Annotated in this window: 13 protein-coding genes; all 13 read left to right on the top strand. The window is 69.0% G+C overall.

Features of this window, described 5'->3' with window-relative positions:
* The first annotated feature begins 121 nt into the window (after positions 1 to 121).
* The 13 genes from GOHSU_RS08415 to GOHSU_RS08355 all read left to right on the top strand — a co-directional run bounded on the left by GOHSU_RS08415 (position 122) and on the right by GOHSU_RS08355 (position 14888).
* Positions 122 to 580: a hypothetical protein gene (locus tag GOHSU_RS08415; RefSeq protein ID WP_005939692.1), complete on the top strand. Its 459-nt coding sequence runs from the start codon at positions 122 to 124 to the stop codon at positions 578 to 580.
* Positions 577 to 999 (top strand): RDD family protein, encoded by a 423-nt coding sequence (locus tag GOHSU_RS08410; RefSeq protein WP_005939689.1) that lies wholly within the window; start codon positions 577 to 579, stop codon positions 997 to 999. Before GOHSU_RS08415 ends, GOHSU_RS08410 begins: the two co-directional genes overlap by 4 nt.
* A 26-nt stretch (positions 1000 to 1025) precedes the next feature.
* Complete coding sequence (locus GOHSU_RS08405; RefSeq protein ID WP_051139553.1) at positions 1026 to 1649, top strand: DUF5336 domain-containing protein; 624 nt, start codon at positions 1026 to 1028, stop codon at positions 1647 to 1649.
* Positions 1646 to 2248 (top strand): TetR/AcrR family transcriptional regulator, encoded by a 603-nt coding sequence (locus GOHSU_RS08400; RefSeq protein WP_005939683.1) that lies wholly within the window; start codon positions 1646 to 1648, stop codon positions 2246 to 2248. The genes GOHSU_RS08405 and GOHSU_RS08400 overlap by 4 nt, the downstream gene beginning before the upstream one ends.
* 86 nt (positions 2249 to 2334) lie before the next feature.
* Complete coding sequence (locus GOHSU_RS08395) at positions 2335 to 3915, top strand: carboxyl transferase domain-containing protein (protein WP_005939680.1); 1581 nt, start codon at positions 2335 to 2337, stop codon at positions 3913 to 3915.
* A gap of 5 nt (positions 3916 to 3920) precedes the next feature.
* On the top strand, positions 3921 to 5972 hold the full coding sequence (locus GOHSU_RS08390) for an acetyl/propionyl/methylcrotonyl-CoA carboxylase subunit alpha (protein WP_024332875.1): 2052 nt from the start codon (positions 3921 to 3923) through the stop codon (positions 5970 to 5972).
* Positions 5973 to 5989: 17 nt separating this feature from the next.
* Positions 5990 to 7138 carry an acyl-CoA dehydrogenase family protein gene (locus GOHSU_RS08385; RefSeq protein WP_005939674.1) on the top strand — a complete coding sequence of 383 codons (1149 nt, stop codon included), beginning with the start codon at positions 5990 to 5992 and terminating at the stop codon, positions 7136 to 7138.
* On the top strand, positions 7135 to 7629 hold the full coding sequence (locus GOHSU_RS08380; protein ID WP_005939671.1) for a MaoC family dehydratase: 495 nt from the start codon (positions 7135 to 7137) through the stop codon (positions 7627 to 7629). Before GOHSU_RS08385 ends, GOHSU_RS08380 begins: the two co-directional genes overlap by 4 nt.
* Positions 7629 to 8474: an HpcH/HpaI aldolase/citrate lyase family protein gene (locus GOHSU_RS08375; RefSeq protein WP_005939668.1), complete on the top strand. Its 846-nt coding sequence runs from the start codon at positions 7629 to 7631 to the stop codon at positions 8472 to 8474. Before GOHSU_RS08380 ends, GOHSU_RS08375 begins: the two co-directional genes overlap by 1 nt.
* Positions 8475 to 8515: 41 nt before the next feature.
* Complete coding sequence (locus GOHSU_RS08370) at positions 8516 to 10168, top strand: AMP-binding protein (protein WP_005939665.1); 1653 nt, start codon at positions 8516 to 8518, stop codon at positions 10166 to 10168.
* Positions 10155 to 12089 (top strand): acetoacetate--CoA ligase, encoded by a 1935-nt coding sequence (locus GOHSU_RS08365; protein WP_005939662.1) that lies wholly within the window; start codon positions 10155 to 10157, stop codon positions 12087 to 12089. Before GOHSU_RS08370 ends, GOHSU_RS08365 begins: the two co-directional genes overlap by 14 nt.
* Positions 12090 to 12161: 72 nt before the next feature.
* Positions 12162 to 13229: a DUF5336 domain-containing protein gene (locus GOHSU_RS08360; RefSeq protein ID WP_005939660.1), complete on the top strand. Its 1068-nt coding sequence runs from the start codon at positions 12162 to 12164 to the stop codon at positions 13227 to 13229.
* A 135-nt stretch (positions 13230 to 13364) separates the two neighbouring features.
* Positions 13365 to 14888 carry a cell division protein PerM gene (locus tag GOHSU_RS08355; protein WP_005939657.1) on the top strand — a complete coding sequence of 508 codons (1524 nt, stop codon included), beginning with the start codon at positions 13365 to 13367 and terminating at the stop codon, positions 14886 to 14888.
* Positions 14889 to 14896 lie beyond the last annotated feature (8 nt).

Here is a 14896-nt window from a genome sequence, read left to right as displayed (position 1 = left end):
GAGGGTTCGGCTTGCGCAGATCCCGCGCCGGGTCATCCACAGTGTGCTCGACGAGGTGCTCGACTAGCTGTCCGGGGCCGATCTGACCGGTGTTCTGCTCTCGGCCGTCGACCTGAATCGGGTGCTGGCATCGGTGGATCTGCAGGCGCTCGTGGCGCGTCTGGACCTGAACCGGATCCTGGCGACGGTGGACCTGGATGCGCTGCTCGACCGCATCGACCTCGATGCGGTACTTGCTCGAGTCGACCTCAATCGGCTGATCGTCGGACTCGATCTGAATCCGGCGGTGCAGTCGCTGGAACTGGAGCCGGTGATCACCCGCATCGACTTGAATAAGGTGCTCACCGGTGTCGACATCGACGCCGTCTTGGCCCGCACCGATCTGGTGGGTGTGGCCACGGTGGTGGTCGACGGCATCGACCTGAACGCGATCGTGCGCGATGCCAGCAGCACGGTGACCACCGAGATGATCACCGATGTGCGCAGCGGCAGCGAACGCGCCGACGACCGCGTCGAACAGTTCGTGAACCGGCTCTTGCGCCGGGACGGCGACCCGGACCGGGATCGGGACCGGACGTGAGTGCCGCTCGGGAAGCGGGCATCGTCAGCCGCGTGCTGGCCGCGGTGATCGACCTGGTGGTGGTGCTGCTGAATCTGGTGGTGATCTACGCGGTGGTCGTGCTGGTGGCCTTTATCGTCTCGCCCCGTACCTTTCATCTGCCGCAGGTGCCGTGGGTTTTCACCCTGCACGCCTTCTTCGCCGTGGCCATCGGCTATCAGGCGTTGTGCTGGCAGGTCTTCGGGCGCACCATCGGTCAGCTGGTGATGGGGCTGGCGGTGGTGCGCCGCAGTACACCGGCCAATCCGTACTTTCTGCACGCAGTGGGCCGGGCGGCGCTGTGCACGGTGTTCCCGCTCGGGTTGGCCTGGGTGGTGCTGTCCCGTAAACGGCGAGCGGTGCACGATCTGGCCGTGCGCACCCGGGTCGTATATCGGTGACCTGGGCCACGTGATTCAATACGAGAATGACTGAGAATCCGAATTACGGACAGACCTGGAGCGGCCAGCCGCCGCATCAGCCGCCGCCGGGGGGCCAGCAGTACCCGGGTTACGGTCAGCCGATGGGGCAGGGACAGGGGCCCTACCCGGGGCCGCCGAGCTACGGTGCTCCGACCGGCCCGGCCGGCCCCAGCGGTCCGGCGTTCCTGGCCGAAGTCCCGCTGCCGTTCAAACTGGCGCTCGGTTCCGGTGTGGCCGGACTGATCACTTACATCATGGGTTTCCTGTCGTGGGTCACCATCAGTGACGACATCGACCGCAAGGCCGAGCGCTGGGCCGATGACCTCAACGGGGAGATCGGTATTCCCGCCTTCCTGACGATGGTCTTCACCCCGGGATACTTCTTGCTGTTCCTGGGCGCCGCCGGTGTGGCCGCCTTCGCCTTCCTGGCCCCCAAGTGGCGCAAGTACCTGCCGCATGTGGCGGCCCTGGTGGTCGTGTCCTGGCTGGGCCTGCTGGCCTGCGCCCTGGCCATGCCCGGGTTCATCAGCCTGGGTGCCGGCGCCATCGTCTCGCTGATCCTGGGGGCGGTGCAGCTCGGGCTGATCGGGGCCGCGGTCGTGCTGGACGGACGCAACGAATCTCAGTGACCACTCCCACCACGCGTCGCGGGCAGGCCAAGGCCGCTCGGCGCGCGGAGTTGCTCGCAGCCGCGGCGCGCCAGATGGCGCGCCGCGGTTTCGTTTCGGTCCGGCTCGAAGACATCGCCGCCGAGGTCGGCATCAGCGGCCCGGCGGTCTACCGGCACTTCGACTCCAAGAACGAGGTGCTCGACGAGCTGCTGCTGGATATCAGCGAGCGGTTGCAGTCCGGTGGGGAGCAGGTGGTGGACCGCGGCGGCACCCCGGTCCAGGTGCTGGCCAACCTGGTGGAGTTCCACATCGATGTGCTGGTCACCAAACCCGATCTGATCGCCATTCAGGATCGCGATCTGGATGCACTGACCGACGATGCCCGCCGCCGGGTGCGTTCGCTCCAGCGGCGCTACGTGGAGACCTGGGTGCAGGTGCTGATCGCGGTGGCCGAAGCGAACGGGCACCCGTTGAGCGAATCGGAGTCCCGGGTGCGGGCCCATGCCACCTTCGGTCTGCTCAACTCTTCGCCGCGGCTGCCCGACTTCGAACAGGCGCGTCTGCGGGCGCTGCTCACCGAGATGGCCCTGGCCGCCCTGCTGTCCGGCCTGGGCTGAAACAGAATTCGCGGGTACCGCTGACAAAGCCGCGACGGTGCCGTATTCTCCATTTCAGTTAATGGCCGATAACTGAAAGGGAATCGATGGCGAACGCGGAGAAGGTGGGGCCGGCGGCGCAGCATCGCATCAACGTCGACCTGCTGCAGGAACGGCTGGCCGCCACCGCGGCCGGCGGCGGTGCCAAGGCGCGCGAACGGCACCTGTCCCGCGGCAAGCTGCTGCCGCGCGACCGTATCGACCAGCTGATCGATCCCGGATCGCCGTTCCTGGAAGTGGCGCCGCTGGCCGCCTTCGGCATGTACGACGACAAGGCGCCCGCCGCCGGGGTGGTCGCCGGTGTCGGACGCATTCACGGGCGCGAGTGCATGATCGTGGCCAACGACGCCACCGTCTCCGGCGGCACCTACTATCCGGTCACGGTCAAGAAGCACCTGCGGGCGCAGGAGATCGCCGCGGCCAACCGGCTACCGTGCATCTACCTGGTCGATTCGGGCGGGGCGATGCTGCTCAACCAGGACGAGGTCTTCCCCGACCGTGAGCACTTCGGCCGGATCTTCTTCAACCAGGCGAATATGAGCGCTGCCGGGATACCGCAGATCTCCGCGGTCCTGGGATCGTCCACCGCCGGCGGCGCCTATGTGCCGGCGATCAGCGACGAGAACGTCATCGTCGCGCAGCAGGGCACCATCTTCCTGGCCGGCCCGCCACTGGTGAAGGCGGCCACCGGCGAGGACGTGACCGCCGAAGACCTCGGCGGCGGCGCGATGCATTCGACGATCTCCGGCGTCACCGATCATCTGGTCGACAACGACGAGCAGGCGCTGGCGAAGGTCCGCGAGATCGTGGCCACCTTCGGCCCGCGCGATGCCGCGCAGTGGGAGACGGTCCCCACGCAGGCGCCGGCCCGCCCGCAGACCGACCTGTACGACATCGTGCCCACCGACCCCCGGATCCCGTACGACGTGCGCGAGGTGATCGCAACCCTGTCCGACGGGGGAGAGTTCACCGAGTTCAAGGAGGGCTACGGCACTTCGCTGGTGACCGCCTTCGGCCGCCTGCACGGGCACCCGGTCGGTTTCGTCGCCAACAACGGCGTGCTGTTTTCCGAATCGGCGCTCAAGGGTGCGCACTTTATCGAGTTGTGCGACCGGCGCCGGATTCCGCTGATCTTCCTGCAGAACATCACCGGCTTCATGGTCGGACGCCAGTACGAAGAGGGCGGAATCGCCAAGAACGGCGCCAAGATGGTCACCGCCGTGGCCTGCGCCCGAGTGCCTAAACTGACCGTCATGATCGGCGGCTCCTTCGGTGCCGGCAACTACTCGATGTGCGGCCGCGCCTACTCGCCGCGGTTCCTGTGGATGTGGCCCAATGCGCGGATCTCGGTGATGGGTGGCCCGCAGGCCGCCGACACCCTGGCCACAGTGCGCCGCGGCCAGCACGAACGCAGCGGAACGCAGTGGTCGGACGCCGACGAGGAGGCCTTCAAGGAGCCCATCCGCCGGCAGTTCGAGGAGCAGTCCGATGCCTACTACTCCACCGCGCGGCTGTGGGACGACGGGATCATCGATCCCGCCGACACCCGCACCGTGCTCGGCCTGGCGCTGGAGACCTGCCGTTATGCGCCGCTGGCCGACGTCAACAACGGCGTCTTCCGGATGTGAGAGACATGACTGAACAGACCCCGCCACAGCAGAACCCGGACCGCCCGATCCGCAGCGTGCTGGTGGCCAACCGCGGCGAGATCGCCTGCCGCGTCATCGACACCCTGCACGCCATGGGGATCCGCGCGATCGCCGTCTACTCCGACGCCGACGCGCACGCCCGCCATGTGCGTGCCGCCGATGCGGCCGTGCGCCTGGGACCGGCCGCGGCGACGCAGAGCTATCTGGACATCGACAAGGTGATCGCTGCGGCGGTGGCCACCGGCGCCGACGCGGTCCACCCCGGTTACGGCTTCTTGTCGGAGAACCAGGAGCTCGCCGCCGCCCTGGAGGCGGCCGGCCTGATCTTCATCGGCCCGCCCGCCGCGGCGATCGCCACCATGGGCGACAAGATCACCGCACGGGCCGCGGTCAGCGAACGATCCGTGCCCGTGGTCCCGGGACTGTCCCGGCCGGGCCTGACCGACGACGAACTGATCGCCGCCGCCCCCGAGATCGGTTTCCCGGTGCTGATCAAACCCAGTGCCGGCGGCGGCGGCAAGGGTATGCACCGCGTCGACGACCCCGCCGACCTGCCGGGGGCGCTGATCACCGCGCGCCGCGAGGCCGCCTCGGCGTTCGGCGACGACACCCTGTTCCTGGAGCACTTCGTCGCCACCCCCCGGCACATCGAGGTGCAGGTGCTGGCCGATACGCACGGCAACGTCATCCACCTGGGGGAGCGCGAATGCTCCCTCCAGCGCCGCCACCAGAAGGTGATCGAGGAGGCGCCGTCGGCGCTGCTGACCCCGCAGACACGCGAGCGGATCGGCGCTGCGGCCTGCGATGCGGCCCGCAGCGTCGGCTACACCGGCGCCGGCACCGTCGAGTTCATCGTCTCGGCTAACGCCCCGGACGACTTCTTCTTCATGGAGATGAACACCCGCCTGCAGGTGGAGCACCCGGTCACCGAGCTGGTCACCGGCATCGACCTGGTGGAACAGCAGGTCCGCATCGCCCGCGGCGAGGTGCTGGCGATCAGTCAGGACGAGGTGGTCCTGAACGGCCATGCCGTCGAGGCCCGCGTGTACGCCGAAGATCCGGCGATGGGTTTTCTGCCCACCGGCGGCACGGTCCGGGCGCTGGACTGGCCGACCCGGCGTCCCGGGGTGCGCATCGACTCGGGAATCGACGAGGGCTCGGTGATCGGCTCGGACTACGATCCGATGCTGGCCAAGGTGATCTGTCACGGCAGCGACCGCGACGAGGCCCTCGACCGGCTCGATGAGGCGCTGGCGGCCACCGTGCTGGCCGGAGTCGGCACCAACATCGACTTCTGCCGGTATGTGCTGGCCCAGCCGCAGGTGCGCCAAGCCGAACTGGACACGCAGCTGCTCGACCGGCTGGTGGTCGACTACACCGCGCCCGCACCGACCCCGGCGGCCCTGATCGCCGGCACCCTGGGCGATCTGGACCTGGGCAGCGCCGACGATCTGTGGAGCAGCGCCGTCGGTTTCCGCAACGGTGCCCCCGCGCCGATCGTGCAGCGGCTGCGCTGCGGTGACGACACCTACACGGTGTCCTCGCTGGTCACCGCCTCCGATCCGCAGGCGCTGACCGCGCAGGTCACCGTCACGGCACAGTCTGCGGACGACGGCGACGACGAGCCCCTGTGGAGCGGTCCGGTCCAGCTGGATCACCGCGGGGGGCCCGCGATGACCGTGCGCACCAGCACCATCGGTGAACCCTGGGTCGTCGTTCCGGAACGTTCCCGGCGCTGGGTGTGCGGTGAGGACGGTACCTGGGTGATGGAACCGGCCCGCACCCTGTCCGCCGGCTCGGCCGCGGCGGCCGCCGGTGATGTGCGCAGCCCGATGCCCGGCACCGTGGTGGCCGTACCCGGCACCGACGGCTCGACCGTGACGGCCGGTGAGCCGCTGGTGGTCGTCGAGGCGATGAAGATGGAACACACCCTGACCGCACCGGTCGCCGGAATCGCGGCGATCACGGTCACGGTGGGACAGAAAGTCGATGCGCAGCAGGTGCTGGCGCAGGTACAGACCGACGAGAACGAGTGAGCGGGAAGGTATTCGAGATGGAACTGAGCCAGGAGTACACCGACCTCATCGGCAGCGTGCGCGATTTCGCGCAGCAGGTGGTGGCGCCGGTGTCCTATCAGCACGACCGGGAGAAGACCTTCCCCTACGAGGTCGTCGCGCAGATGGGTGAGATGGGTCTGTTCGGCCTGCCCTTCCCCGAGGAGTACGGCGGGATGGGCGGGGACTACTTCGCCCTGGCGCTGGCGCTGGAGGAGTTGGCCAAGGTGGACCAGTCGGTCGCCATGACCGTGGAGGCCGGCGTCGGTCTGGGCGCCATGCCGATCTTCCGGTTCGGCACGCCGGAGCAGAAACAGCAGTGGTTGCCCGACCTGGTGTCCGGCAAGAAGATCGCCGGTTTCGGACTCACCGAACCCGGCGCCGGCAGCGACGCCGGAGCCACCGCCACCACCGCCGTGGCCGACGGCCCGGACTGGGTGATCAACGGCGCCAAGCAGTTCATCACCAACTCGGGCACCGACATCACCTCGCTGGTCACCGTCACCGCGGTCACCGGCAGCCGCGAGGACGGCGGCAAGGAGATCTCCACCATCATCGTGCCGTCGGGCACGCCGGGCTTCACCGTCGAACCGGCCTACGACAAGGTCGGCTGGCACGCCAGCGACACCCATCCGCTGAGCTTCGCCGATGTGCGGGTGCCGCAGGAGAATCTGCTGGGCACCCGCGGCCGCGGCTACGCCAACTTCCTGTCGATCCTCGACGAGGGGCGTATCGCGATCGCCGGCGTGGCCACCGGTGTGGCGCAAGGCTGCGTGGACGAGTCCATCAAGTACGCCGCGGAGCGGCAATCGTTCGGCAAACCGATCAACGAGTATCAGACCATCTCGTTCGCGATCGCCCGGATGGAGGCCCGCGCGCATGTGGCGCGCACCGCCTACTACGACGCGGCCGCGAAGATGCTGGCCGGCAAACCCTTCAAGAAGGAAGCCTCCATCGCCAAGATGATCTCCTCGGAGGCGGCGATGGACAATGCGCGCATGGCCACCCAGATCCACGGCGGCTACGGCTTCATGAACGAGTACCCGGTCGCCCGGCACTACCGCGACTCCAAGATCCTGGAGATCGGCGAGGGCACCACCGAGGTGCAGCTGATGCTGATCGCGCGGTCGCTGGGACTGCCGTCATGACCGAGCAGCCGGAGCACCGCATCACCCAGCGCGGCCTGTGGTTCGAGGAGTTCGAGGTCGGGGCGATCTACGAGCACCGGCCCGGACGCACCCTGACCGAGGCCGACAACGTCCTGTTCACCACGCTGACCATGAACACCCAGGCGCTGCACCTGGATGCGGCGTGGTCGGCTACCCAGCCGGGCTTCGACGGGCAGCGGCTGATCAACTCGATGATGACGCTGTCGATGATCGTGGGACTGTCGGTGTCGCAGCTGACCCAGGGCACCCTGGTGGCCAACCTGGGCTTCTCCGAGATCGCCTTCCCGGCGCCGCTGTTCGCCGGGGACACCCTGTACGCCGAGACCGAGTGCACCGGTAAACGCGTCTCGAAATCACGCCCCGGTGAGGGCGTGGTGAATCTGACCCACATCGGACGCAACCAGGACGGCGTCCTGGTCGCCCGGGCCGCACGCTCGACGCTGGTCCGGCTCAACCCGGAGGAACTGTGATGAGCCTGCCCCCGCAATCCTGGCAGCCGGCCGGACCGGCGCTGCTGTTCTGCCCGGCCGATCGGCCCGAGCGCTACGTCAAGGCCGCCGACCGCGCCGATGTGGTGATCCTGGATCTGGAGGATGCGGTCGCCCCGGAGAACAAACCGACCGCCCGCCAAGCCCTGGTGGACACCCCGCTCGATCCGGCGCGGGTGATCGTGCGGGTGAACCCGGTGGGCACCGACGATCACGCCGCCGATCTGGCCGCCCTGGCGCAGACCGGCTATCGCGTGGTGATGCTCGCCAAAGCCGAGGACGCCGCATCGGTGGCGGCGCTGGACTACGCGGTGATCGGGTTGATCGAGACCCCGCTGGGCGCGGTGCGCTGCGAACAGATCGCGGCCGTCGACAACTGCGTCGGTCTGATGTGGGGTGCCGAGGACCTGGTCGCCGGTCTGGGCGGTAAATCGAGCCGGTTCGGTATCGACGAGCCCGGCGCCGGGAACTACCGGGATGTGCCCTCCCTGGTGCGCGCTCAGGTCCGGCTGGTCTGCGGCGCCTTCGGGAAGGCCGCGATCGACGCGGTGCACGTGGACATCGCCGACGTGATCGGCCTGGGCTTCGAGGTTCGCGATGCGGTGGCCCTGGGTTACGCCGGTACCGCCTGCATCCATCCCTCCCAGGTACCGGTGGTGCGGGAGGGCTACACCCCGTCGCCGGAGGAGATCGACTGGGCACGCCGCGTGCTGGCCGCAGCCGAAGAGTTCGGCGGCGGTGTCTTCGCCCTCGACGGCCAGATGGTCGACGCCCCGCTGTTCGGGCAGGCGCTCGCGGTGCTGCGGCGCGTCGGCGAACACGACTAGACGAACACGACGAGACGAACACGACGAGAAAGGACAAGGCCGTGACCGAACCGTCCTATGCGGTGGGGGAGAAGCACCCGCCGCTGCTGGAGACCACCATCGGCCAGACGCTCGCAGGCACCGCCGACGCGCACCCGGACGCGATCGCGCTGATCGACGCCGTCTCCGATCAGCAGTGGACCTACCGCCAGTTCCGGGAACAGGTGCGGGCGCTGGCGGCCGGGCTGCGCCGGCTCGGGCTGGCGCCGGGTGATCGGCTGGCGCTGTGGGCACCCAACCGCTGGGAGTGGGTGCTCACCCAGTTCGCCGCGGCCGAGGCCGGAATCGTGCTGGTGGTGCTGAATCCGTCGTACCGCCGGCACGAGGTGGCCTATGCGCTGGCGCAGTCGGGCAGCGCGGTGGTGCTGGCCGCGCACCACTTCCGGGATTCGGAGTATGCGCAGATGCTCGCCGACGTCCGCGAGGAATTGCCGGACCTGCGCGAGGTGATCGTCTTCGAGTCGCCGGAGTTCGCGGCGCTGATGACCCGGCCGAGCGGGGCCGAACTGGCCGAGCTGGACGCCGCGGCCGCCGGACTGGACCCGGACGACCCGATCAACATCCAGTACACCTCCGGCACCACCGGCAACCCCAAGGGCGTCACCCTCAGCCATCGCAACATCGGGAACAACGGCTACCTGGTGGGACACCTGCTCGACTACGGCCCGGCCGACCGGATCTGCACGCCGGTGCCGTACTACCACTGCTTCGGCATGGTGATGGCGAATCTGGCGGCGATCGCGCACGGCTGCGCCATGGTGATCCCGGCACCGGCCTTCGACGCGGCCGCCACCCTGGCGGCGGTGCAGAAGTACCGCTGCACCAGCCTGTACGGCGTGCCGACGATGTTCATCGCCGAACTGGCGCTGCTGGACACCGGCGCCGAGTACGACCTGTCGAGTCTGCGCACCGGCATCATGGCCGGCTCGACGTGCCCCGAGCAGGTGATGCGGCGGGTCATCGAGGAGATGAACATGGCCCAGGTCTCGATCTGCTACGGCATGACCGAGACCTCCCCGGTGTCTACGCAGACCCGGATGGACGATCCGCTCGAGCTGCGGGTGGGCACCGTCGGACGGGTGGGCCCGCACCTGGAGATCAAGATCGCCGATCCGGCCACCGGCGAGACCGTGCCGCGCGGGCAGGCCGGCGAGTTCTGCACCCGGGGCTACTCGGTGATGCTCGGCTACCGCAACGATCCGGCCAAGACCGCCGAGGTGCTCGGCGACGACGGCTGGATGCGCACCGGCGACCTGGCGGTCATGGAAGCCAACGGATACGTCCGGATCACCGGCCGCATCAAGGACATGGTGATCCGCGGCGGGGAGAACATCTATCCCCGCGAGATCGAGGAATTCCTCTACACCCACCCCGATATCGTCGACGCGCAGGTGATCGGTGTTCCCGACGAGAAGTACGGCGAGGAGCTGATGGCCTGGGTGCAGCTGCGAGAGGGCGCCCCCGAGATGACCGCACAGACCCTGCGCGAGTTCGCCGAAGGAGCCATCTCCCGGCACAAGATCCCCAGGTATGTGCACGTGGTCGACAGTTTCCCGATGACGGTCACCGGTAAGGTCCGCAAGGTCGAGATGCGTTCCCGGGCCGTCGATCTGCTCGGCCTGGAATCCGGAAAGGATCGGCATGGTTCACAATGACGAGTTCACCGCGCGGGCCGCCCGACGGGCCGGTCGTGACCTGTCGTCGTACGACGACCTCTGGCGATACTCGGTCGAGGATCTGCCCGGCTTCTGGCGCACCGTCTGGGAGCACTTTTCCCTCGATGAGCTGACCGATACTCCGCTCGGCGACGACGATGCGGCAGTGCTGGACGATCCGGTGATGCCCGGGGCGCGCTGGTTCGGGCAGATGCGGCTGAACTACGTCGAGGCGGTCCTGCGGCACTGCGACCGCGACGGCGCGGCGATCGTGGGTCTGGACGAGGACCTGAACCGTACGCAGATCGCCTGGCGCGAGCTGCCCGGCCAGGTCGCGGCGGTCGCCACCGCCCTGCGCGCGGCCGGGATCGGCCCCGGCGATGTGGTCGCGGCGTACCTACCGGACAACCCCGAGGCCGTGGTCGCCTTCCTGGCCACCGCGAGCCTGGGGGCGATCTGGTCCGGGTGTGGGCAGGACTACGCGCCGGAGGGGGCGGCCGGCCGGTTGCGGCAGCTGAATCCGAAGGCCCTGTTCTCCTGTGCCGGATATCGCTTCAACGGCAAGGACGTCGACAAGCGCGGCGACTCGGCCGAACTGGCGGCACTGCTGGACGATCCGGTCCTGCACGTGCAGATCGGGAACGACGTCGCCGACGGGACCACCTCCTGGGACCGGGTGCTGGCCGGCCCGGCGCAGCCGCTGGAACCGGTACGCGTGGCCGCCGATCATCCGCTGTGGGTGCTGTTCTCCTCGGGGACCACCGGGGTGCCCAAGGGCATCGTGCACGGCCACGGCGGTGTACTGGTCGAGCATCTCAAGCAGATCGGTCTACACGCCGGCCTCGACGAGGACTCGGTGTTCTTCTGGCACACCGCGCTGAGCTGGATGATGTGGAACTTCCAGGTGGCCGGACTGCTGGTGGGTTCGCGGATCGTCACCTACAGCGGCTCCCCGCTGTATCCCGATGCGGACCGGCTGTGGCAGATCGTCGCCGACGAGCAGGTGACCTATTTCGGCACCAGCCCCGGCCAGCTCAACGCCTCCCGCAAGGCGCGCCTGGTGCCCGGCCGCGACCACGACCTGTCGGCGCTGGCGACCCTGGGCAGCACCGGTTCGACGCTGCCGGCCGACCTGTTCGACTGGGTGGAGGCCAATGTGCGGGCCGGCCTGCCGATCTCGTCGATCAGTGGCGGCACCGATATCGTCAGCGCCTTCGCCGGCGGCAGCGCCGGACTGAAGGTCGTGGCCGGCGAACTGACGGTGCGCCATTTGGGCGTGGCGCTGGCCGCCTGGTCTCCGGCGGCCCAGCCGCTGATCGGCCAGGTCGGTGAACTGGTGGTGACTGCGCCCATGCCCTCCATGCCGGTCGCCTTCTGGAACGACGAGAGCGGCGAGCGGTATCGCAGCGCCTACTTCGACCACGAATGGGAGCGCCCGCTGCCGACTCCGGTGTGGCGCCACGGCGACTGGGTGACGGTCACCGATCGCGGTTCGCTGATCATCCACGGCCGCAGCGACGCCACCCTCAACCGGCACGGTATCCGGATGGGTTCGGCCGATATCTACGAGGTGGTCGAGGGGATAGAGGACATCGCCGAGGCCTTCGTCCTGGGGTTGGACGGCCCCGACGGCGCCTACTGGATGCCGATGTTCGTGACCCTTGTGCCCGGTGCCGAACTCACCGATGAGCTGATCGAGCGGGTCCGCAGCGCGATCCGCTCCCGCCTGTCGGCGCGGCACGTGCCCGACGAGATCATCGTCGCCCCGGGCATTCCGCACACCCGGACTGGAAAGAAACTGGAGGTGCCGATCACCGGGATCCTGGCCGGTCGCAGCGAGGTGAGCATCGACCCGAAGGCGGTCGACGACCCGGGCCTGATCGAGTGGTATCGGGATCGGGGGGCCGACCACCGATGGTGAACGTGTACTAGCGTGGACGGCGTTCATGGGTCATCGCGTTCGGTGGCTGCGCCAAAACACAGGAGGATCTCGATGACGTATCCGCAATCGGGCCCGGGTTACGGCCAGGGCGATGCAGGGCAGAGTGACGCAGGTCAGGGTCAGCAGTACGGTCAGACGCCGCAGTACGGTGCCTCGAGCCAGCAGTACGGCCAGGCGCCCCAGTACGGGCAGCCCCAATACGGTCAGTCGGAGCAGTCCGGGCAGTACGGTCAGTCGGGGCAGTACGGCACTGCGGCCCAGCAGTACGGGCAGACCCCGCAGTACGGTGCCTCGAGCCAGCAGTACGGTCAGGCACCCCAGTACGGGCAGTACGGTCAGGCGCCCCAGTACGGGACCGGGGCCGGTCAGTACGCCGCACCCAAGCCGGCGTCGGCGGGCCTGCCGCACAACATCGGCCAGATCCTGGCGCTGGTCACCGGTGCCCTGGGTGTGGTCGTGCTGTTCTGCGGTTTCCTGGCCGGCTACAAGAGCTCGACGGGCAGCGATTCGGTGAACATCTTCTCCACCAACCTCGCGGTGCCGTGGGCGCTGTTCGCGGTCGCCGGGATCTCGGCGCTGACCACCCTGCTGGTCGGGGCGGGGAAACAGTACGTCGCCGCGATCGCCTCGACCACCGTCGTCTCGGCGCTGGTCACCATCTTCCAGTTCGCCGGAAACGACGGCGCCTACGAGCAGGCCGACAAGGGAGCCGGCGCTATCCTGCTGCTGGTCGGCACCATTCTGGGCGCCGTGGTGACGGTGTTCTGGCTGCTGGTGGCCGCCGAAACGGTGAAGACCGCGCCGGCTCCGGTCGGGGCGTCGACCTCGGGACCGGTGTACACCGATGCCACCCCGGCCGCGTCCACGGGCACGGGATACGGCCAGGCCTCGACCCCCTCGTACGGTGACTCGGCCTCGACGGCTTCGTCGTACGGTTCGGGCTCCTATGCCTCGGGCACCCCGAGCCATGCCGCTCCGGAATCGTCGTACGCATCCGAGTCGGCGACGGTCTACACCTCGCTGCCGGAGACCGGTGAGAATCCGGAGGGCGACGGCTCGGCGACCACCGTGTTCAGCACGCCGTCCACCGAGAGCGAGTCCGAGAAGGGCGATAAGTAGCTTTCGGCACCGACGTCCGCGACGCCGCCGTTCCCCCTTCGGGAACGGCGGCGTCGTCGTTTCCGGGCACCCACATTTGCCCCCGCACGGCGTGGCCCCTGGGAGTGACGGGGCCGGCGTGACAGTCTGGAAACGATGTCTTCCACCACCGAATCTCTGGTCACCCGCCTCCGGCAGGGGCGGACGGCCCGGCGTGACCAGCAGTATCCCGCCCGCGCGGCCACCTGGGATCTGCTGAAGGTCGCCGGGCTGGTGCCGGCGATCACCACGCTGGTGCTCGCGGTGGTGGTGACGGTCACCAAACTGCTCGCCGGAGGTGCTTTCGGGGGACTGGGAGCGCAGGTCGGGGCGGCCTGGCTGGTGGTCAATCAGGTGCCGCTCACCGTCGGCGGGGTCACCGTCGGCGTGCTCCCGCTGCTGCCGACGCTGCTGATGATCGCCGGTACCGCGGTGGTCACCGCGCGGGCGTCGCGGGAGGTGGACACCCTCTCGGAGGTCGGCAGCATCGCCGGTGCGGCGCTGGCCGGACCGCTGCTGTGGACCGCGCTGGCGCTGGCCGTGGTCGCCGACGGCTCGGCCGTCTCCTCGATCGGGCAGGCCCCGCCGCTGCCAGCGTTCGGCTACACCCTGCTGGTCCAGGGCATCGGGGTCGCCATCGGTGTGGGCCGGCGCTGTCTGCAGCCGATCTTCGCCCACTACGAATTCCCGGCCACCGACCGGGTCGGCGCCCGCGCCGGTGCCCTGGCCTTCCTCGGTCTGCTCGCCGGCGGTGCCGTCCTGGTGACCGTGGGAGTGATCGCCAAGTGGAGCCGGGTCGGTGAGCTGATCGCCGAGGGGCACTCGTTCGACGGCTATCTCGGGCTGACCCTGCTGTCGATCCTCTACCTGCCCAATGCGGCGATCGATGCCGCCGGGCTTTCGGCCGGGGCCACCGTCCAGGCCGGTTCGGCCACGGTCGACGCTCTCGGTGTGCAGCCCGGTTCCGTGCCGCCGCTCCCGATCCTGGGGGCACTGCCCGAGCAGGGCCTGGGTGCGCTCGGCATGCTCGTCTTCCTGGTGCCGGTCGCCGTGGGTGCCCTGGTCGGCTGGTACTGCCGCAGCTACGACCTGCTCAAGCACGTCCGCGCGGTTGCCGTGGCGGCCGCGACCGGGGCGGCACTGATGGTGCTGGCGGCGTTCCTGGCCGGCGGGCGCGCCGGTGAACTGGGCGCGGTCGGCGTGGGCGCCCCATTGGCCGGGGTCTACACCTTCGCGTGGATCGCGGTGATCGGTGGTGTCGCCATCGGGGCGGCGCAACTGGCGCCCGTGCTCCGGCACCGGCGCGCCGGTGCGGCAGGAGGTTTCGATCTGGACGAACTCCTGGCCAGCGAGGAGTTCGCCGACCTGGAGATCATCGAGGATCTCGACGCACTGGACCGGAGTGACGAGGTCGATCCGCCCGAGAACCGCGCGGACCGTGCGGATCCTGCTGAGCTTGACGACACCGCTGACCTCGACGACACCGCTGACTTCGGCGACAGCGAGGAGACCGGCGAATCCGATGAGGCGCATGTGCCTCCCGGGTCAGGCGAGTCTGCTGAACCGTCGGGGGAGTCCACCGGGTCCGAATCGGACGAGGTCACCGCACCCGAGCATCGGCAGTCCGGCGACGGGCACTAATCTGGCAG

The sequence above is a fragment of the Gordonia hirsuta DSM 44140 = NBRC 16056 genome, from assembly GCF_000333015.1.
Classification (GTDB): domain Bacteria; phylum Actinomycetota; class Actinomycetes; order Mycobacteriales; family Mycobacteriaceae; genus Gordonia; species Gordonia hirsuta.
Note: the sequence above shows the minus strand (reverse complement) of the source record. Positions and strands in the feature narration are given on the sequence as shown.

Coding starts and splice junctions, on each gene's coding strand:
- GOHSU_RS08405 (WP_051139553.1), top strand. CDS start 1,026: ATGACTGAGAATCCGAATTACGGACAGACCTGGAGCGGCCAGCCGCCG.
- GOHSU_RS08395 (WP_005939680.1), top strand. CDS start 2,335: ATGGCGAACGCGGAGAAGGTGGGGCCGGCGGCGCAGCATCGCATCAAC.
- GOHSU_RS08390 (WP_024332875.1), top strand. CDS start 3,921: ATGACTGAACAGACCCCGCCACAGCAGAACCCGGACCGCCCGATCCGC.
- GOHSU_RS08385 (WP_005939674.1), top strand. CDS start 5,990: ATGGAACTGAGCCAGGAGTACACCGACCTCATCGGCAGCGTGCGCGAT.
- GOHSU_RS08380 (WP_005939671.1), top strand. CDS start 7,135: ATGACCGAGCAGCCGGAGCACCGCATCACCCAGCGCGGCCTGTGGTTC.
- GOHSU_RS08375 (WP_005939668.1), top strand. CDS start 7,629: ATGAGCCTGCCCCCGCAATCCTGGCAGCCGGCCGGACCGGCGCTGCTG.
- GOHSU_RS08365 (WP_005939662.1), top strand. CDS start 10,155: ATGGTTCACAATGACGAGTTCACCGCGCGGGCCGCCCGACGGGCCGGT.
- GOHSU_RS08360 (WP_005939660.1), top strand. CDS start 12,162: ATGACGTATCCGCAATCGGGCCCGGGTTACGGCCAGGGCGATGCAGGG.
- GOHSU_RS08355 (WP_005939657.1), top strand. CDS start 13,365: ATGTCTTCCACCACCGAATCTCTGGTCACCCGCCTCCGGCAGGGGCGG.